Genomic DNA, 20,883 nt, shown 5'->3' on the forward strand with positions numbered 1-20,883 from the left:
CAAATGAGTGCAGGAATAATAGCAGCACTCATTTAAGATATTATCTGCATTCGAATTGAAAAATATTGAAAATAGGAGTGAGCAAAGATGGCATATTTATTACAAGTTGATTTTCCGTTTGAAGGTCCTTTTGGTGAAGAAATGGAAAAAGGATTTTGGGATTTAGCAAACAGTATTAACGAAGAAGAAGGATTCCACTGGAAAATATGGACAGAGAATCAAGAAACAAAAGAAGCTGGAGGCATCTATGTATTTGAAGAAAAACAAGATGCTGAAAAATACGCTGAAATGCACAAGAACAGACTTGAAGCAGCTGGTGTTAAAGATATTAGAGTAAGAATTTTTAACATCAATGAAAAGTTAACAGAACTGAATCGTGGGTATACGAAATAATTCCGAAAGTCAGGCAAGCATAAAAGGAGGGGGATAATCCCCTTCTTTTTTTATTTCTTAAATTGATGGTGAGGGGCTCGCGCAAACAATCCCTATATAGATAGGGATTCGTGTATCAGTATATAGTTCCTTGGAAAAGGATGTATAAAGTCTAATATATGAGAGTTCCTACATTTGTGAAATTGACGTAAAAGTACTTTGAAGAAATCTTATTGAAATAATTTCTTCTCCTTTAATTCTTGCAGTCTGCTTTTCCTTAACGTCTCATGCCCATCAAGCTAAGAAAACAGATGAACCCCAAAACAAAAAAATCCTTCGCAAAATTTGTGAGAGAAAAGGAGAGATAAAGGTATTTTAACCTTATCTCTCTTTTTCTATATTCATTTATTTTCAGGTAAGGAGTTGATTAGTTATTACTATTTATAAGAACGTGAAGAAGTGTTGATGCCAGTTGGAACTTGAGGGGGCATCCAAGGAAATATGAGAGATTTGCATGATGATTTGGCGCAGGGTTATGAATCCATCTTCTATGAAATTGTGGGATTATATAAGCATTTATTATCCTGGAGATTTTAAAAGAAAACCTACCCAATTATAGAAGTGATTTGAACGTAAGGAAATTGTAAGAAATGCATAAGAAAAAAGAAATTTTTATTGTGTAGGATACAAATATAGAGAAGCACAAAAGAGGGAGGATAAATAGGATTTATTTATACGAAAACCAAACTAGTAATAAGCGCATTCTAAATAAAAAATCATTTATGGTACTAACGTACATGTGAAACAGAGAGGTTTTACCGTTTGTTACGACAGTATGGATAAAACCAGAATAGTAGTTTATGTGATGTTTGTAATTGAACAAATAAAAGATAAAATTGATCATTTATCTAAGGGGGCATTTTTTTATGGAAAATAAATTATCTGGGGTGTTAGCCGCTACTTTGGCTCTAACGATGAGCCTACCAACAGGAGCAATAGCGTCTTCTAGCAGTAAGACTCCGGTTGTATCTAGCCAAGAAGTTGCTAGCCAAGATTTGGAGAAGATTGCTGCAGAGAACGCTGAACTGCTCACGAAGTCCTATGAGACGACTAGTGTACAGTATGCGCTGATTGATAATGGTAAACTTATTTTGTCGGGGCAGACAGGTAAGAACGACATAGAAGGGAAAGAACCACTAACTAAAGATACTCTATACGGAATTGGTTCAACCAGTAAAGTATATACGGCTGCGGCTGTTATGAAACTAGTAGACGAAGGAAAAGTTGATTTGGATGCTCCTGTTGCCCGCTATATTCCTGATTTCAAAATGAAAGATAAACGATATAAGCGCATTACACCGCGTATGCTGTTGAATCATTCCTCGGGTTTGCAAGGTTCGACGTTCAATAATGCATTTTTATTTAAAGATAATGATGCTTATGCCCATGATATCTTGTTGCAACAATTGTCCAACCAAAACTTGAAGGCAGACCCTGGCGCGTTCTCAGTATACTGTAATGACGGTTTTACGCTGGCTGAGATCTTGGTAGAAAGAGTCAGCGGTATGAGTTTTACTGAATTTCTGCATCAAAAGTTTATAGAGCCATTAAAACTGAATCATACGATAACATCGCAAGACAAATGGGAAGACAAAAAGCGGGCTGGACAGTATTCTCCGTCATACCAGGGACAGCTTCCAAGTGAAATGGTAAATCTGATTGGTACGGGAGGAATCTCTTCTACCGCAGAAGATGTGGTGCGATTCTCACAAATATTTATGGGACAGGGAAAAGAAATTCTCTCTAATAAAGCAGTCAAGGCGATGGAACAAGAAGAATATAAAAAAGGAATGTGGCCGGGAGATAGCGGAAATGTGTTCAACTATGGTCTTGGCTGGGATAGTGTGAAACTATACCCATTCAGTGAATATGGGATAAAAGCGTTGACTAAGGGTGGGGATACGATACTGCAACATGCTACATTGGTTGTACTTCCAGAACAGAAGATGGCAGCAGCTGTATTGTCCTCCGGCGGCAGCAGCATGACAAATCAACTGTTGGCAAACAAATTACTGCTAGCTAGGCTTAAAGAGAAAGGAACAATTAAGGATATAAAACCAGACAAATCCTTCGGCAAGCCCGTCAAGGCTACAGTGCCTCAAGACGTGGTAAAAAAAGCGGGTTTTTATGGAAATAGCCGCAGCCATTTCAAAATAGAAATTACGAAGAAGGGAGAACTGTTTTTACCAACTAAACCGGAAGAAAAATATGTATATACGGCGGATGGAAGCTTTATAAATGAGAAGGGTACTTCCAAGCTTAACTTCGTTACTGAGAAGAATGGAAAAGTTTATTTGAGAGAGAGCACATATGAATTATCGCCGGGATTGGGGCAAACTGTGCTGACTCAATATTTAGCCCAAAAATTAGAAAACAATGTGTTACCGAAGAAAACAGCTGCTGCATGGGCGAAGCGCGAGGGCGGAAAGTTCTATCTCGTTAACGAAAAATTTAACTCTATAAATTATCTAGGACAATTAATACCTCTTAACACACAAATTACAACCAAGGATGGGTATTGGGACGGCAAAAAAATTACAGGTCCGAATACGGCGACGCATCAAATTCAGATTCCTGTGATGTATGGGCGGGATACGACGGAAGCTCATTTCTATACAGAGAATGATAATGAATATATGGAGATGGCCAGCTTTTTATACGTCAGTGAATCTAACGTAAAATCCCTTGATGCAGGTCAATTATCGAAAGTTACACTGCAAAAAAATGGGCATGCGAAATGGTTTACGATTCCGCAAGAGGCAGCAGGGAAAACAATGAATGTGGAGTTGCCATCAGGAAGTTCATTCGCGGTGTATGATGAGAATGGAGTATGCGTCAATTTTAGCGTTGTTAGTAATAATAACAAAGTGAAACTACCAGAGAACGGAACGGTTGTATTTGCTGGCGCACCGAACTCAGAATTTACAGTCGCATTGAATTAGTTACAACTCGGGGTAGACTTTAATAAAACAGTATCACTTGGAAAAGATATTTTATTTGTATCTTAAGTATTCCCTTAAATGATATTACACTTAAATTCTTAGTTTAATAGCAATGGGATCCCGCCCACGTTTTAACGAAAATATACGCTAAGCAAATCCCAACATAAAGCGAGCCGAATTTTCTACTCTTAAGAAAAATTTCGGTTCGTTTTATGGTTTCATGACAAGTTGTTTACTGAACAATAAAGTTCTTTATTGGAACAGGCTACTTTCTTCAACAATCGGGCCAGATTGTTGAAGAAGAAATATAATAAAAATGCTTTTGATTGTTTTATTAAACGAATTAAACCGCAAAAAACAAGAAGAATTCTCCACCCTTTACTAGTACACTAAATCCTATAAAAGGAGGGAGATCATGAAAAATAAAGCCATTGGATTATTTCAAGGAATTGCGTTATACATTTCAGCTATTTTAGGATCAGGTGTCCTATTTTTGTCAGGGGTAACGGCCTCAATAGCGGGCCCTGCATCTATTGTATCCTGGTTTATCGTTATTATAATTAGTTTTCCGCTTGCGTATTCCTTTGCTAGTTTGGCACGGATATTTCCTGATTCCGGTGGAGCAGCAACCTTTGTTAGAAATTCTTTTGGATATCATCTTGGCAATATCGTTGGGTGGTTTTACTTTGTAACAGCAGCAGTTGGTCAAACGATTGTATCTTTAACTGGTGCTTTTTACGTCAGTCAAGCATTTGGATTTTCGCATTTTGAAACAATTTTAATTGCCGTCTTTATTTTGGTAATTGCAGGTGTTTCCAATTATTACGGCGTAAATGTTAGTGGTAAAGTTGCATTGATTTTAAGTTCTTTATTACTGATTCTTTTAGCGTCAGCTGTATTTGTGGCGTTTCTAAGAATACAATGGGGAAATTTTAATCCCTTTGTTCCAAATGGATGGTTTTCTGTCGGGAACGCTATAACGGTTATCTTTTGGTCATTTTTCGGTTGGGAGGCGATTTGTAATCTGGCTGAGCACTTTAAAAGGCCAGAAAAAGATATTGTCAAAGGAGCAGTTATTAGTGCAGTTGTCATTGGATTATTATTTTTAGAGCTAAGCCTTGTCACTATTGGAACGGCCACGTATGGCAGTCAAGAAAGCAACCTGTCTCCTATTGGTGTTATAATGGGAGATACAGTAGGCGGAGGTGCCAAAGTCGTTACAGCTGTTTTAGCTTTAATTATTTGTACAGGGACAGCGAATGCTTTTGTAGCCAGCCTAACGCAATTAGGATATTCATTAAGCAGAGATGGTGCTTTCCCAAAATTTTTCTCAAGGCTACATGCAACTACTCAAATTCCAAGACAGATGGTATTGTTTGTTATCTGTTTTTCGGTAGCAGGTGTGTTAGTGACAAAAGCTTTGTCACTAACGTTTGATGATATTTTGTTTATACCGACTTCTCTTGGGATTCTAGTTTATGTTCTTTCAATGGCAGCAGGCGTTAAATTATTTAGGAAGAACACACCGGCATGGTGGGCATCGTTAATCTCTTTCATTTTATGTTTGCTGGTGATTCCATTTTTTCAATTGTATATATTTGTTCCGTTAATTGTCGTGGCTATATATACGATTTATATGATTTTGAGTAATAAGATTTTCGCCTACAAGGGAGGATTAAAATCTAATGAAGGATCAAAATAACCTTTCCAGAGATACCATGTGGAAAGCAACAGTAACATGTGATTCAGCGTATGACGGGATATTCTTTTACGCAGTCAAGACAACTAGAATTTTCTGCCGGCCTTCTTGCAAGTCTAAGGTTCCTAATTATGAAAATGTATCCTTTTTTTCAAATGCGCAAGAAGCTCAAAGGGCAGGCTATCGCCCATGCAAAAGATGCCGATCAGATCTAAATATAAAAATATACGATCCGTTCGAATGCGTTTTGGAAGATACTATGCGATTGATAAAAAATAATTATGTTCAAAACATGTCTTTAAATGAAATTGCATCAAGGGTAGGAGTTAGTCGTTTTCATTTAAATCGGATTTTCAAAGAAAGAACAGGGTATACTCCTCGAATATATTTAGAAAGGATCAGAGTTAAGAAAGCAAAGGAACTTCTCTTGACAACGGTCTTTAATAGTACAGAGATTGGTTATCAAACAGGCTATCAAAGTGTATCTAGCTTTTATAATGCATTTAAAAGAAATACAGGATTTTCACCGAGTCAATTCCGTGCTTTCCATAGTGGAAATACCGTAAACCAAGAACTTGACTGAATTCACGTTCTTTAACAAAAGATAGCATGAATTAACAAGAGTGCTTTGTACTCATCGTATTTTTCGATAAATCATTACTGATTGATTAAAAGTAAACAATTTTGTATTGAACAATAATAAGCCATTTTTCTCTGTTATAGAATTGTAAGCTTTTTAATTCAATCCTCAACAAACGGGCAAGATTATTGAACAAGTTTTATGAACTTTAGTGGTAGCATCATTAGTGAAATGCTTTATAACAACTAATTAAGGAGGGGTAGAATATGAGAAATAACTTTCAAATCGTTGCGTTGCAAGAGAAGGAGTTTAATAACCTATTTCTAATGAATGAAGAAGTATTAAAAAGTATCGGGGCAGTCAAAATAATAGCAAATAAAAATCCTGGATATCTTTGCAGGATAAGTTTGAAGGATGCAGAGGTAGGAGAAGAGGTAATTTTACTGAATTACCAATATCATAGTGTTAATTCGCCTTATAAAGCAAGTGGTCCTATATTTATACGAAAGGGAGCAACTACTGCTAAGCTAGATGTAAATGAAATTCCGCATATGTTACATCATAGGTATCTATCTGTACGCGGCTACAATGCTGACTCAATGATTGTAGAAGCAAGGGTTACAGAAGGTGTAAATGTAAGAGAAAATATAGATGGAATTTTTGATAATAAAGAAGTAGAATATATTCACATTCTTAACGCTAAACCAGGATGCTATAACTGCCTTGTTAATAGAGTGTGAAAAAATTAAAAATGCAAACTTCTATTATCCTATAAAGGGTACCACCAATCACTATCAAGCTAATTCAACAAAATCTCCTCTAAAATGAAAAAAATACGCTATTCTATTTGTAGAATCATAGGAAAGGATGGCGTTTTTGTATGTCTATTTCTGTATCTGATGAATTACAACTATTTGCTCAAGAGATTCAAAGTTTTTTATCTCCAAATACCTTACGGGATCTTGCTAGAGATGTTGGTTTCGTACAACGAACCAGTAAATACCAAACAAAAGATTTAGTCGCTTTATGTATATGGATGAGTCAAAATATCGCTACAACCTTTTTAGCTCATATGAAAGAAGAAATTATACCAGTTTTAATGGATATAATAAAGACAAATAACATTCCTGCAATTAGGGAAGCTATTGATGCAATAGGTTTCATTTGTTTCTATAACAAAATACATTCTAATACTCAAATTATTGATGCACTTATTCTGTATTTAGGGAACAATTTCAACGATAACATTATCCTATGGAAATTGGTCAGAGCATTTGAAAGTTTTAACGATATCAATGTCATTAAAACTCTTATGGAAATAGAACAAAACGATAGTCAATTGGTTATAAGAAATGAAGCCAAGAGGTCACTGAAAATTATTAATAACCGTACTAATAATTAAAAATGAATTTTCAAGAGAATAAGTCATTTTGTTTCATAGGGAAGGTTCTACCTAACACCATTCCATTTATAAAATAGACAATACTTAATAGAATTCTTCCAACAAATAAGGCAGCTGTTTTTATATTCCAATCCTTTTTCTGGATTACATAAAGAATTGGAAATAGTATAGGTATCCCAAAAACAATAATAAAGACTGTATTTACCATTCTCTCCTTCTAACAAAATGATTATGTTTTTAAACTTGGTGAATTCTCAGGTTGGAGGTATGTTTCATTGTTACTGGTTAAAAACAAGGGCCGGAATTCCGGCTCCTTTTCTATCCCGCAACATAAAGGTTTACTTTATCTCTTGGTTTCAAAAAACTCAATCCACTCTCCATCAGGACCCGCGAAGAATATGTAACGTGTTCCATCTGGTAATGTTTCGATTTCTTCTCCTAGTAAAAATGTTACGCCATGTTTCTTGAGTCTTTTGATTTCTTCTTTTAATGAATCCACTTTAAAGCAAATGTGATGTACTTTTCCTTCTGCCGGAAGGGAAGAGTTATAGCCCTCAATTAATTCGAGTATCGTCTCTTTTGATTCTTCCACACCTAAAAAAGCGAGTTTTAAGTCTGGATTCGGGTGCCCCATACGTTTAATGAGCTGTAAGCCAACTACTTCTTCATAAAATACGATAGATGTTTCTAGGTTTGCAACCATAAGTCCAACGTGTTCAATTCTTCTAACTGGCATGTAGATTCCTTCTTTCTGAAAATTATATACAATATATTATTGAAAATTTAGAAAATAAGCAAGATAAAAACCTTACAAATTTTAGCGTGTTATATGGTATAGTGAGAAAGTATGTTTGGGGAGAAGGAAGGAGATTATACGATGAATACACCTACTCAAACTCCTTCATTATCGGAAACGATGAAAGAGTGGCATTATGCATTAGCATATGAAATTAAACATTGGAAAACGATAGGTGGTAGTAAAATTTCTATCATGAACGGTCGTTTTTTATATACAGATTATGAAAGTACAGTATATGTATTTCAGCTTATTTCAGAAGTAAGCTTACCTGAAGGTTCACCGATTCGAATTGAGTTCGATGGTGAGGAAGCGACAGGGGAAGTATTATCTGTACATGGATTAGAAATAGAACTGAAGTTAAATGATTATATACAAGGTGAAATACGAGAAGCTGTTTTATACAGTGAACCGTGGCAACTTTTAGAGCAACTACAAGAGCGATTAAAAGATGCACGTAAAGATAAGCTAAAACGTAATCGTATAAAGCGTCTTGTTGATGGGACGAGCAGTCCGAAACATATGGAAAAGATGAAAAATCCGAAAAATGAATTGGCGTATCGCTCGTTTTATAATCCGACAACGTACGTATGGGGACCGCCTGGAACAGGGAAGTCTTACAATTTATCACGTATTATTTCGGCTCATTATCAAAAAGGAAAGTCGGTACTTGTGTTAGCTCATAGTAATGCAGCCGTGGACGTATTAATGAGTGAAGTAACAAAGCAAATTGAAAAGAAAAAGAAATGGACGCCTGGTGAAATTGTTCGTTACGGTTATAGTCAACACGAACATATACGAAATCATGAAACGTTACTTGCGTCGAAGTTAGTTGAAACGACGAACGGGTCTTGGGGTGAGGAGAGACTCTATTTAGAAGAGACACGACAAGATCTTCGTGAAAAGATTTTATCATATAAAGCGACATCTGCTGATAAGAAGCGTATACAAGAGATTGAAAGTGACCTTCGAAAGCAAAAGGCAAAAATTAAAGAAGTAGAAAAAGAATACATTGAAAATGCGAAAGTGATTGGTGCGACTTTATCGAAATGTGCTATTGATTCACTTATTTATGAGCGTACATTTGATTTAGTTGTTGTAGATGAAGTGAGTATGGCGTTTGTTCCGCAAATTGCATTAGCTGCTTCACTTGGAAAACGTATCGTCGTTTGTGGTGACTTTTTACAGTTACCTCCAATTGCGATGGCAAATCATGAACTCGTTCGAAAATGGCTTGGCGAAGATATGTTTTACCATGCTGGGATTGTTGAGTCTGTTAATAAATCAGAAGCACATCCGAACCTGTTTATGCTGCAGGAACAAAGACGTATGCATGCGGATATATCTAAATTTACAAACTCATTTATTTATAAAAATAGAGTTTATGACCATCCGTCTGTTTCAGAACGTAAAGAACTTGCGCAATTGCAGCCGTTCGCAAATGAAGCAAGTGTTTTATTTGATACGAGCCAAATGGGAGCTTTTTCGTTAAAAGACGCTGCTTCAGGATCTCGTTTTAACATTATGTCTGGTTTAGTAGCAATGCAAATGATGTTAATCGGACTGTTAGATGGTGTGCAATCCATTGGTGTTGTGACGCCTTACAGAGCGCAGTCTCGCTTTTTATCAACGTGTATTAGAGAAATGTTGCAGAGAACGAAATATCAAAACATACCTGTTTTAGCAGCGACAGTTCATAAGTTCCAAGGATCTGAAAGAGATATGATGATTTTTGATACAGTAGATAGTTATCCGCAAGAACGACCTGGCGTTTTATTCTTTGACCATAAAAACCATCGTCTCGTCAACGTTGCTGTGACAAGGGCGAGAGGGAAGTTCATTCAATTATCAGATTGTCATTATATGCGAAAAAACCTTTCTAGAAAACAAGCGTTGTCACAATTAACGGCTCATATAGAACGCCACGGAGATGTGTATGATCGCACGACATCAAGACAATTGTGGGAACGGAAAATATCGAAACGATTACGCTGGTTTATGGAAATGAATCTTGAGGAAACGAAAGGGCTATTAAAAGATATTTTAGCAGCAAAACGAAAAATCATTATTTCGCTTCCAAGTACAAAACAAGTAGATAAACGAGTATGGCAAGCGTTAATGCGTACAAATGCGCAAATAACGGTGTATAGTGATGGACCAGTTCCACTGAAAAATGTAAAGTTACAAAGACAAAATAAAGCATTCCCGTTCCTAGTAATCGATGATGAAATCTTTTGGGCAGGCGCACCCCTTACATCTCAAATGATGTTTGAAGGTAGTACAGAATTTCCGTACGTATGTGCAAGACTGCAAGCACCAGAAACCATTGGTGTATTAAAAGGATTTTTAGATATTCGGTAAATTCGGATAGGAATTCCTTGACTTTTATTTGAAATGAACTTAGAATGAATGTAATTTAATATAATTTTATGAAAATTCTTATCACGAGAGGTGGAGGGACTGGCCCTATGATACCTCGGCAGCGGATTCTTTATGAATACTGTGCCAATTCCAGCAAGTTAACTTGAAAGATAAGAAAGAAGCTCATTTTGACTGTATATACAGAAGCCTCTTTCTATCTTTTAGAAAGAGGCTTTTTTACGTGAAAATAAAAGGAGGAAGAACAATGGGAGCGACAGGAGTAGCGTCACAAAGAAAAACAATTGAAGAGAGTATCGAAAGAAATAAGGGAAAGTACATAGAAACAAGTCATGATATTCATGCGAATCCAGAGATTGGTAATCAAGAGTTTTACGCATCTAGAACGTTAAGTTTATTGCTAGGTAGTGCAGGATTTCAGTTGCAACACAATATAGCTGGACATGAAACAGGATTTATTGCGCGAAAAAGTTCAGGAAAACAAGGACCAGCAATCGCATTTTTAGCTGAGTATGACGCTTTACCAGGACTTGGCCATGCGTGTGGTCACAATTTAATTGGCACAATTAGCGTTGCAGCAGCGATCGCATTATCAGAAACGCTTGAAGAAATTGGCGGGGAAGTTGTCGTTTTCGGAGCACCAGCTGAAGAAGGAGGACCGAACGGTAGCGCAAAATCGAGTTATGTAAAGGCAGGTTTGTTTAATAATATTGATGCAGCGCTTATGATTCATCCGAGCGGAAAAACAGCGACAACGAGTCCTTCACTAGCAGTCGATCCACTTGATTTTCATTTTTACGGAAAAACAGCTCATGCTGCAGCTTCACCTGAAGAAGGAATTAACGCATTAGATGCGGTGATTCAGCTGTACAACAGTATTAACGCACTTCGCCAACAACTTCCGTCAGATGTGAAGATTCATGGCGTGATTACAGAAGGAGGAAAAGCACCTAACATTATTCCCGACTACGCTGCGGCAAGGTTCTTCATTCGTGCAGCAACGAGAAAAAAATGTGCGGAAGTAACAGAAAAAGTGAAAAATATCGCACAAGGGGCAGCACTAGCAACAGGCACAAAAGTAAAAATCCATCAATTCCAAAATGAAATCGATGAACTACTCGTAACAAAAACATATAACGACATCGTAGCTGAAGAACTAGAGTTACTAGGTGAAGATGTAAACCGTAAAGAAAGACTTGGTATTGGCTCAACCGACGCAGGAAACGTAAGTCAGGTTGTACCGACCATTCACCCGTACATTAAAATCGGCCCAGATGACTTAATTGCACATACGAATGAATTTAGAGAAGCAGCGCGTTCAGAATTAGGAGACAAAGCATTAATTATATCCGCAAAAGCATTAGCAAATACGGCGTATCGATTAATTACAGAAGAAGGGTTGTTAGAGAAGGTGAAGGAGGAGTTTAGAGAGGCGCAGAGGAATCAGGGATAAGGGGATTAAGGTGCTCTTTTCGCAGAGCAATTTAATTAATAAGTAGAGACATAAAAAAAGAACATTGAAAATTAAAATGTACCCTATAGAATAGACACTTAAAAAAAAGTCTATTCTATAGGGTCTTTCTTGTATAATGAGAGAAAAATGAGAATCGGAGAAATTTCAAAATGACGAAAAAACTGTTCACAGAAAAAGAAGTTCAAGCACTATCAAAGAATCGATACGTAAAATCAGTCAGTCAGAAAGGGATTACTTATACAGATGAATTCAAACGTATTTTTATTGAAGAAAATGAAAAAGGAAAACCACCTCGTATTATTTTTGAAGAATGTGGATTTGATATAGATGTCATCGGTCTACAACGTGTTGTATCATCAGGAAATCGATGGCGTACTTCCTATAAGGAAAGGGGGGTATTTGGTTTAAGAGATACACGTAAGGATAACTCCGGAAGAAAGTCAGAGAAAGAACTTACATTAGAAGAGAAATATGCACGTTTAGAAGCGGAACGAAACTTATTAAAAGCTGAAAATGAATTATTAAAAAAGATCAAGCTTATGGAAGGGAGGATGGGAAAGAAATAAGGTTACACCCCAGTCAGAAATACATCTTAATTCGTACTATTATTGAAAGGTATAACCTGAAAAATATGGTGAGATATTTGTGTGAGATCGCTGGTGTTTCGCGCTCTGGATACTATCATTATTTTTCCGCTACTGCTCAAAGTCAGCGAGAGAAAAGAATGCATCAAGATGAAATGGCGAAAGAGCTCATAGTAAAGGCATTTCAATTTAAAAACCGAAAGAAAGGGGCTCGTCAAATTAAAATGACATTGGCGGGTCAATTTCAAGTTGTTTACAATTTAAAACGCATCCGAAGAATCATGAAAAAATATGGAATTGTCTGTCCCATTCGGAAAGCGAATCCCTATAAAAGAATGTTGAAAGCGACGAAAGAACACTTTGTAGTACCTAATCAATTAAAACGAGAATTCAGGCAAGGTATACCTGGAAAGGTACTTCTTACAGATATCACATACCTGTTTTATGGCAAAAATCAGAAAGGATACTTATCTACCATTCTAGACGGGTCTACGAATGAAGTTTTGGCTTATCATGTTTCAGAACGGCTTACTCTAGATATCGCAACGACAACTCTTCGTAAACTAAAGAGGAATAAGAAAGTGGAATTAACACCAGATGCATATATTCATTCAGATCAAGGAGCTCATTACACAAGCCCTACCTATCAAAAGTTGGTCAAAAAATTAAAGCTAGGACAATCCATGTCAAGACGAGGAAACTGTTGGGATAATGCCCCTCAAGAATCCTTTTTTGGGCACTTTAAAGATGAAGCACACATAAAAACTTGTACATCTTTCACTCAGTTAAAACAAGAAATTAAAGACTATATGAAATACTATAATCAACACCGCTATCAGTGGAATTTAAAGAAGATGACCCCTGTTGAATACAGAAATCATCTTCTTGATGCCGCCTAACTTTTTTTAAAATGTCCTTTACAAAGGGTACGGATTAAATCAATGTTCTTTTTTTATTTAATAATCATTAATTTTGTTGGTTTTTCTCCTAAAGGAAAAACTTTTACTGTTAGCGGAGGATAATATGTATCTCTTTATTAGAACGACAATTTCTCCTCAAACTCACTCTTTAAAACAATTAAAGGAGACGATAAGCCGAATTGCATTAAAGAGTCTAAAAATGCAGCGAGGGAATCCATCGAATCGCTCATGACCTTCATCATATAATTAAACTCCCCACTAATTCGATATAAATCTGTTACTTCAGGAGCGGCATTACAATATTGGATAAAATCAGTGCATTGGCTCGTTTTAAACATGATGAATGCTTGAATGTTTTTATTAATTTTGGAAGGCTCAAATTTCGTTCGGTAAGCCGCTATAACACCTTGATCCTCAAGTTTATTCATACGCTCCTTTACAGCCGGTTGCGTCATGGATATAATTCGTCCTATTTCTGAAACAGAAATTCTCGCATTTTCATACAACAAGTTCATTATTTTATGGTCGATTTCATCTAGTTTTACTGCATTTTGCATTGTGTAGCCTCCTTATTTTATTTTTTAAAGTGAATCACAAACTATAACTATAATATCATAAGTGAACGAGCTAAATTACCTATAAATCTATATTTAAAATTATTGCTGTTTGAATAAAAATATAAGTATAGGTTTTATTAAATAGAAATTTAGGAAGGATGGAAAAAATGAAGAATCTTGATGGAAAAGTAGCGTTAGTAACAGGGGCGAGTCGCGGAATTGGTCGTGCGATTGCGATGAGATTGGCAAACGACGGTGCATTAGTGGCAATTCACTACGGTCGAAATAAAGCAGCTGCAGATGAAACGATTAGTGAGATTGAATCCAATGGAGGAAAAGCGTTCTTAATTGAAGCAGACTTCAATTCCATTGATGGTGTCAAAAAGCTAGTAGAACAATTAAAGAATGAATTACAAATAAGAGTTGGTACATTAGAGATTGATATTTTAGTAAACAATGCAGGGATAGGTACACAAGGGACGATTGAAAATACGACAGAAGAAATTTTTGATGAAATTATGTCCGTAAATATTAAGGCGCCGTTCTTCTTAATTCAGCAAACATTACCGTTACTACGAGCAGAAGGGCGCGTTATTAACATTTCATCAGCTGAAGTACGACTTGGTTTTACAGGGTCCATTGCATACGGCTTAAGTAAAGGTGCATTAAATACGATGACACTGCCTCTTGCTAAACATCTTGGAGAAAGAGGTATAACTGTGAATACAATTATGCCTGGATATACGAAGACAGATATCAATGCGAAATTGCTAGATGATCCAGAAATACGAAATTTTGCTACGAATTCATCTGTGTTCGGTCGAATCGGGCAAGTTGAAGATATTGCGGACGCAGTAGCATTCCTTGCTTCTGCTGATAGCCGCTGGGTAACGGGGCAAATTATAGATGTTTCTGGTGGATTTTGTTTATAGAAGGAAAACAGCTTATGACCATCAAGCGACTGAATTGAGATATCCCCAAAATAGATTCTTATAAATAACTAGGAAATTTATTGTAATCAAAGTTTAGATCCCTATATTAATTTGTAAAATAAATTCACTTTATGTTATTATTTTTTCTTTGGACTGATAGTTGCGGGAGTTTTGATTATGATAGCTTTTATGCAACTCGATCTTTACCTTGCACTATATGTAAAAGAATTTGTACCAACACAATCTCTTTTCTCATGGAATACTGGTTCATTCTCTTTGAGTAATACTCAAATTTTCGGATGGATGATGGGATTGAATGGAATCTTATTTGTTTTATGTTCTTTACCTATTGCAAAATACTTTGAGAATTGGAGCGATCGAAATGTTTTACTTGTCTCTAATGTTTTGGAACAGGTATGTTTTTAATAGGGCTAACGACGAATATATGGCTATTGTTTGGCTTTATGGCAATATTAACAATTGGCGAATTGATTCGTTCGCCAGTTGTACATAGTTTTGTCAGTAAATATGCACCTGAAAATGCTAGAGGACAATATATGGCAGCATCTAATTTACAATTTACCATCGGGCACTTTATTGCACCTATTATAATTGTATTTTCTACACGGTTATCTCCAAGCGTTGTGTTCGGAATTATACTACTTTGTGCCCTTGTTAGTGCAGTTTTCTATGTGAAAATATTTCGTATGATTTCAAACACAACTATGCATAATGAATGATGAATTAGTAAAGAAGCTTGTAAATCAATAATAAGCTAATAAAATACTATTTAAAAACGCTATTTTTTTCCGTTGAATCATAGGAGAGAATAGCGTTTTTCTATGTGTAATTTTGTAGAAGTGATAAAGTTCAGGATGGAATTATTTCAGGAAGGGGATTTAACGTACACATTGCTTTTAGAGTGTACCTTATATGTTTATTTGTAAATGAAATTTGAGCGAGTAGCGGTTACCCTCGCTTTTTATGAGAACAGAACGGGAGGAAGGTTAAGGAATTAATTAGGAATAAAATTACATTTTGGGTCAAACTAAAAAATTTTGATGATTGATATTTTTAAACGATCTTATTATAAAATGAACATCGTTTTTATAATTTAACATATTATTTCAATTAACTACGTTAAAATAGGTTTTTTATATTATGAAAGTTTAGTATTATTAGTTTCTTACATACTTTTCCTATTTATAATGGTATAGTAAAATATAGTAAAAAGAGAGGGGATTAGTATGGCGATAATTGGAATTGATTTAGGGACAACTAATAGTTTAGTAGCAACATGGTCGGAAGATGGTGCAACACTTATTCCAAATGTTTTAGGTGAATTTCTCACACCATCGGTAGTTAGCGTTGATGAAACGGGGGAAATTTTAGTTGGGCGTATTGCGAAAGAGCGACTAATTACTCATCCACAACTAACAGCAGCAACTTTTAAACGTTTTATAGGAACAGAGAAAAAATATGAGCTGGGTACATATACTTTTTCATCTGAAGAGTTATCATCTTTTGTTATTAAATCTTTAAAACAAGACGCAGAAGCGTATTTAAATGAAGAGGTTACCGGTGCTGTAATTAGTGTCCCTGCCTATTTCAATGATACGCAGAGAAAGTCAACGAAACGTGCAGCGGAAATAGCAGGATTAACAGTAGAACGCCTCATTAGTGAACCGACAGCTGCGGCAATTGCTTATGGCTTATACCAAGAACAATCAGAAACAAAATTTCTCGTATTTGATTTAGGTGGAGGAACTTTTGATGTTTCCATTTTGGAATTGTTTGAAGGGATAATGGATGTAAAATCAATTGCGGGTGATAATTATCTTGGTGGTGAAGATTTCACGAAAAGTTTAATGACCTTCTTCTTAGAATCCCATCAACTGGATCCAGAGTCGCTTGATTCAAAAACATTATCATTAATTTATACACAAGCAGAACGCTGTAAGCTTGCTTTGTGTAATGAGTCAACTGCAACTATGAATGTTGTGATTCATAATCAAACATATGAAACAAGTATAAATAGGGGTGAATTCGAAAAGATTGTAACGCCGCTACTGTTACGTCTTCGTTATCCGATTGAACGTGCTCTTCGTGATGCTTCGTTAAACCCGAATGATTTAGACGCTGTCATTTTAATTGGTGGAGCGACTCGAATGCCTCTTGTGAAATCTGTTATTTCTAAAATGTTTGGGCGTATGCCTTATGCAAATATAAATCCAGATGAAACAGTTGCTTTAGGTGCTGCAATTCAAGTTGCCTTAAAAGAACGAAATAAGGCTTTAGAAGAAGTGATTTTAACCGATGTCTGTCCATATTCTTTAGGAACAAGTGTTGTTCAAGAATTTGGAGATGGTAAGTCAGAGTCTGGGTACTTCTTCCCTATTATAGAGAGAAATACACCAATTCCTGTAAGTAAGGTGGAGCGACTCTATACAGTAAAGGATAAACAACAATTTATAACTATTGATGTATATCAAGGGGAAAACCGTAAGGTAGTAAATAATTTAAAACTGGGCGAGCTCAAAATTAAGATTCCTCCTGCTCCTGCTGGAAATGAGTCGGTTGATATTCGTTATACATACGACATTAATGGCATTCTTGAAGTTGAGGTAATAAGTACATCAACTGGAGAAAAGAAAAGAACGATCATCCAGCAAAACGCTGGAAATCTTACAGATGCAGAAATAGAAGAGAGACTTTTAGAGTTAAGACATATTAAAATTCATCCGAGAGATAGAGAAGAAAATCGACTTCTTCTTGCAAAGTGCGAAAGGCTTTATGAAGAGTCACTTGGTGATGAACGCAAAAAGATTTCTATATTACTGCAACAATTTGAGAGCGTACTTACAACGCAAAATGATAAAAAGATTAAAGAAGCTTCCAGTATATTAAAAGAACATATTGAAAGTATGGAAAGGTGGGCAAATCGCTAATGAGTATTTGGAATACATTGGAGATTGAACCTACTGACAATATTTCAGTCATTAAAAAAGCTTATGCAAAACTCCTGAAAATACATCATCCAGAAGATGATCCAGAAGGATATCAAAAATTAAGAGAAGCGTTTGACGAGGCAGTGAAAAGTGCGAAAAATATGAAAGATAAGCCGTCGATTCAAATAGATGATATAAATGCTCTTGATAGGGAACATGTATTTTCTCCATGGACTGACAGTGATGCGGAAATTGCTACTACTACAATTACTGAGCATCCAGTCTATACATTCATGGAAAGTGTTGAGACGCTTTATGATAATTTCTTTGCACGGATAGAGCAGGGGAATTGGGAGGAAATATTGCGTTCAGATGTGATATGGGATGTTCAATATGCAGCAGCACTACAAGATCAGTTAATTGAATTTTTCTTATATCATTATCACTTCCCACATTCGATTTGGGAATTAATCGATCAAGTATTTCGATTCAGCGAGCAAAGAAATGATTTAGTAAATGAATATGGAGAAAATACAATTCAATTTTTATTAGAAAGAATTAGCGGCGAAAAAGAAATGCGTTATGATATCTTTGAAAAAACTGCTGATTTAGATTTTGAGTTGTATTTCTATATACGAGAAGAAATACAAAGGAAACTGATAGCGAATGAATTAGAAGATGTAAAAGAAGAACTGGATCGTGCGTTTGCAATGTATCAAAGGGACCCTGAATTATTACGTATGCAAGGTATTTATTATTTACGTATAGACAATAAGGAGAAGGCATTACAAGCATTTAGCAATATTCTGTTGATTGATAAAGACGACCCAGATGCATTATTATATCGTGCCCGTATTCAGCATAATCTTGGGAAATTTCACGATGCTATCAAAGATTGTGAACATCTTCTTTCTGTCTACCCAGAGCATATGGATGCGATGTTCATGATGACAAAATGCTTAGAAAAAGCGGGAGAAATAGAGAAAGCTGAAAAAATAGTGCAGGATGCTTTTCAAATAGATAGGAACCATGTTGAGTTTCTATCATATTTCAATTTGTTTTTGGCACAAAGCGGAAAGAAACCAAATAAACCAGGGGTTACAATGGCTTATGTATTTGGTTGGATATTGATGTATAGTGGCATGTTTTTAAGACGTACCTGGGTGTATATTTTATTTTTTATTCTTGCTATTATTACGCGACTACCTTTCAAATATATCCTTCTTCTTCCGGTTGTTTGGGAAGCGTGGAAGTTTTATAGACTGAAAATCAAAATGTAAGGAGGAGCTTAGGTGTTCGTTTCAAGAAAGAAAAAACAGGTAAAACAATATTTACGAAGCATGTCTACTATATGTATGGGTACTTATTTTCTTATTCATTATTTTACAAAATATGAATTTACATTTATAAGAGACCGTATACTTGGGAAAAAGTTTTTGAAGAAACAATTACAAAGATTTGATTGTAACGAACCAGCACAATTGAAAGAAATGATTGAGTGGTTATTAACAGAAGGATCACGCCAAGAATTTCAAACGATGTACAATCAATTAACCCCTCTTTCAGAAGCACAGCGAAAGCTATTACTTCCAAGACAATCAAACGATGAAAAAATGTACGTTGTGAATTACTCATTGCACATGTTACCTGATGCTGGGATTGCTGCATTTGATTATGCATGGTGTATTTGTTTAAGTCGAATTGGTAAAAGATTAGGTTATTTATCTAAAAAAGAAGCGGAACATTATATGATACAAGCGGCAAAACTTGCTCAAAACTCCTATTCAGATTGGCATGAGTACTTTCTTGCTTTTCATATCGGTAGTCACTTTAATAAATTGGACATAGAGTTCATAAGCAAAGATAAATACAATATTTTTTACACACTCGGTATGTTTAGAGTTAAAGATTCTTATGTGCATACAATTGCATGGAAAAATGACCTCCTTACAGATATGAGGGAAGGATAATGTTTGAGAGGAAAGCCTTACAATTGGACTGTATGATATTAAGATTGATGATAAATACTACTTCACCAGATGAAGAAGTAGTAATATGGTCGTTTGAAAATCTAAATGTAGTTCCATAACAGTGTTTTATGTTAAAGCAATAGAGAAATGAGAAGGTGTTTCAAAGAGTCTTCGGTTAGAGTTGATACTTCTTATTTCGTATAAAAATAGTACGTTATCCTATTTACGAGAACCATAGTAAGGATAACGTACTATTTTTTCTGTTATGTAATTATATTAAAATATAATGATGTGTTTGCAAGAGACTACAGATGTATTCTCTATAAGATGTGAAAGAAGAGGAGGTTATATTAATCGAAAAAAATTGATATATTAGTTGCATAAAGAACTCAACAGCCTATATACTATAAATATCAAAAAAATTTGATGAAGGGAGAGTGAACTACAGTGGCGCAAAATTTCCAGCTCTATGAGAAAAAATTCAAAGCATTAGCGGATCAAAAGCGTTTAGAAATCATGTATGAACTTTGTCAGCGAGGCCAAACGTGTGTATGTGATTTAACAGAGATTTTTGAAATGACACAATCTAAGTTGTCCTATCATTTAAAGATTTTATTAGATGCAGGTTTGATTGTAAAAGAAACAAAAGGTACGTGGAGTTATTATGATTTAAATGATGCGGAAGTGAATAATTTATTATCAGAAGAATTGTGCTGTATCTTTAGAAAAACAGGGAAAGGTAGTTGCTGTTAAAATTTTGAGTTATTAATCAAAAAAAATTGATTAATGATATGTAAAGAGGAGGAATAAGGTATGAGATATGTTCACATCGGTATAAACGTTACGAATTTAGAGAAGTCTATTGAATTTTATGAAAAAGTATTTGGTGTATCACCAGTTAAAGTGAAAACGGATTATGCAAAATTTTTATTAGAGACGCCAGGACTTAATTTTACGCTGAACGTACGAGATGAAGTGAAGGGAAATCAGGTAAATCATTTCGGTTTCCAAGTGGATACAGCTGAAGAAATTACATTACATAAAGAAAGATTAGAAAAAGAAGGTTTCTTTGCGCGTGATGAAATGGATACGACTTGTTGCTATGCAGTTCAAGATAAGTTTTGGATAACGGATCCTGATGGAAATGAGTGGGAATTCTTTTATACGAAAGCACATAGTGATGTTCACAAAATTGAAGAGTCATCATGTTGCACGACTGCAAATGAGGTGACTAAAAATTCTTGTTGTTAATAGGAGATGGAAAATAA

At 35.5% G+C, this 20,883-nt stretch carries 17 protein-coding genes, 2 pseudogenes and 1 riboswitch; of the genes and pseudogenes, 16 read left to right on the forward strand and 3 right to left on the reverse strand.

Going from position 1 to position 20,883, the window contains the following annotated elements:
- Positions 1-87: 87 nt before the first annotated feature.
- The 6 genes and pseudogenes from QCI73_RS11685 to QCI73_RS11710 all read left to right on the forward strand — a co-directional run.
- Positions 88-393, forward strand: a complete 306-nt coding sequence (locus tag QCI73_RS11685) for a monooxygenase (RefSeq protein ID WP_000323772.1) — start codon at positions 88-90, stop codon at positions 391-393.
- A 905-nt stretch (positions 394-1,298) separates the two neighbouring features.
- The gene (locus tag QCI73_RS11690; protein WP_353822966.1) at positions 1,299-3,374 is read left to right on the forward strand and encodes a serine hydrolase domain-containing protein; all 2,076 of its coding nucleotides are present in this window, start codon (positions 1,299-1,301) and stop codon (positions 3,372-3,374) included.
- Between the two features lie 415 nt (positions 3,375-3,789).
- Positions 3,790-5,076 carry an APC family permease gene (locus QCI73_RS11695; protein ID WP_353822967.1) on the forward strand — a complete coding sequence of 429 codons (1,287 nt, stop codon included), beginning with the start codon at positions 3,790-3,792 and terminating at the stop codon, positions 5,074-5,076.
- Positions 5,060-5,656 (forward strand): bifunctional transcriptional activator/DNA repair enzyme AdaA, encoded by a 597-nt coding sequence (locus QCI73_RS11700; RefSeq protein ID WP_000654824.1) that lies wholly within the window; start codon positions 5,060-5,062, stop codon positions 5,654-5,656. The genes QCI73_RS11695 and QCI73_RS11700 overlap by 17 nt, the downstream gene beginning before the upstream one ends.
- Positions 5,657-5,919: 263 nt before the next feature.
- A complete protein-coding gene (locus QCI73_RS11705; protein WP_353822968.1) occupies positions 5,920-6,393 on the forward strand; it encodes a DUF1203 domain-containing protein in 474 nt (157 codons plus the stop codon).
- Positions 6,394-6,533: 140 nt separating this feature from the next.
- A pseudogene (locus QCI73_RS11710) lies at positions 6,534-6,728 on the forward strand (IS4 family transposase); the annotation flags it as partial.
- A 337-nt stretch (positions 6,729-7,065) separates the two neighbouring features.
- Here QCI73_RS11710 and QCI73_RS11715 read toward each other — a convergent pair.
- Together QCI73_RS11715 and QCI73_RS11720 are read right to left on the reverse strand one after the other, a co-directional pair.
- Entirely contained in the window at positions 7,066-7,263 is a 198-nt protein-coding gene (locus QCI73_RS11715; protein WP_327923042.1) for a hypothetical protein, read from the reverse strand.
- Between the two features lie 135 nt (positions 7,264-7,398).
- The gene (locus tag QCI73_RS11720; RefSeq protein WP_327923043.1) at positions 7,399-7,791 is read right to left on the reverse strand and encodes a VOC family protein; all 393 of its coding nucleotides are present in this window, start codon (positions 7,789-7,791) and stop codon (positions 7,399-7,401) included.
- A gap of 111 nt (positions 7,792-7,902) precedes the next feature.
- Here QCI73_RS11720 and QCI73_RS11725 point away from each other — a divergent pair, with 111 nt between their 5' ends.
- From QCI73_RS11725 to QCI73_RS11735, 3 genes are all read left to right on the forward strand, one after another.
- A complete protein-coding gene (locus tag QCI73_RS11725) occupies positions 7,903-10,212 on the forward strand; it encodes an AAA domain-containing protein (RefSeq protein WP_070806472.1) in 2,310 nt (769 codons plus the stop codon).
- A 75-nt stretch (positions 10,213-10,287) separates the two neighbouring features.
- A riboswitch (SAM riboswitch) is annotated at positions 10,288-10,389 on the forward strand.
- Positions 10,390-10,477: 88 nt separating this feature from the next.
- A complete protein-coding gene (locus QCI73_RS11730) occupies positions 10,478-11,683 on the forward strand; it encodes a M20 family metallopeptidase (RefSeq protein ID WP_353822969.1) in 1,206 nt (401 codons plus the stop codon).
- 170 nt (positions 11,684-11,853) lie between these two features.
- Positions 11,854-13,187, forward strand: a protein-coding gene (locus QCI73_RS11735; RefSeq protein WP_416274065.1) for an IS3 family transposase whose coding sequence is annotated in 2 segments (ribosomal slippage) — positions 11,854-12,238 and positions 12,238-13,187 — 1,335 coding nt in all. Because the reading frame shifts where the segments join, the coding sequence is not laid out codon by codon here.
- Positions 13,188-13,324: 137 nt separating this feature from the next.
- Here the strand turns inward: QCI73_RS11735 and QCI73_RS11740 are convergent.
- The gene (locus QCI73_RS11740) at positions 13,325-13,765 is read right to left on the reverse strand and encodes an Lrp/AsnC family transcriptional regulator (protein ID WP_048555301.1); all 441 of its coding nucleotides are present in this window, start codon (positions 13,763-13,765) and stop codon (positions 13,325-13,327) included.
- 167 nt (positions 13,766-13,932) lie between these two features.
- On the opposite strand from QCI73_RS11740, the gene QCI73_RS11745 reads away from it, so the two are divergent.
- The 7 genes and pseudogenes from QCI73_RS11745 (at position 13,933) to QCI73_RS11775 (ending at position 20,866) form a co-directional block, all read left to right on the forward strand.
- Entirely contained in the window at positions 13,933-14,697 is a 765-nt protein-coding gene (locus tag QCI73_RS11745) for an SDR family oxidoreductase (protein WP_262725198.1), read from the forward strand.
- 156 nt (positions 14,698-14,853) lie between these two features.
- Positions 14,854-15,437, forward strand: a pseudogene (locus tag QCI73_RS11750) (MFS transporter); the annotation flags it as partial.
- A 507-nt stretch (positions 15,438-15,944) separates the two neighbouring features.
- Positions 15,945-17,645 (forward strand): molecular chaperone HscC, encoded by a 1,701-nt coding sequence (gene hscC / locus QCI73_RS11755; protein WP_070806468.1) that lies wholly within the window; start codon positions 15,945-15,947, stop codon positions 17,643-17,645.
- Positions 17,645-18,925, forward strand: coding sequence for a J domain-containing protein (locus QCI73_RS11760; RefSeq protein ID WP_353822970.1), 1,281 nt, complete (start codon positions 17,645-17,647; stop codon positions 18,923-18,925). Before hscC ends, QCI73_RS11760 begins: the two co-directional genes overlap by 1 nt.
- 12 nt (positions 18,926-18,937) lie before the next feature.
- Complete coding sequence (locus QCI73_RS11765) at positions 18,938-19,615, forward strand: DUF1266 domain-containing protein (RefSeq protein ID WP_000498142.1); 678 nt, start codon at positions 18,938-18,940, stop codon at positions 19,613-19,615.
- Positions 19,616-20,062: 447 nt separating this feature from the next.
- A complete protein-coding gene (arsR, locus tag QCI73_RS11770; protein ID WP_000068188.1) occupies positions 20,063-20,368 on the forward strand; it encodes an arsenical resistance operon transcriptional regulator ArsR in 306 nt (101 codons plus the stop codon).
- 60 nt (positions 20,369-20,428) lie between these two features.
- Positions 20,429-20,866 carry an ArsI/CadI family heavy metal resistance metalloenzyme gene (locus QCI73_RS11775; RefSeq protein ID WP_353822971.1) on the forward strand — a complete coding sequence of 146 codons (438 nt, stop codon included), beginning with the start codon at positions 20,429-20,431 and terminating at the stop codon, positions 20,864-20,866.
- The last annotated feature ends 17 nt before the right edge of the window (positions 20,867-20,883 follow it).

The organism is Bacillus cereus group sp. MG16 (assembly GCF_040459875.1).
Classification (GTDB): Bacteria; Bacillota; Bacilli; order Bacillales; family Bacillaceae_G; genus Bacillus_A; species Bacillus_A paranthracis.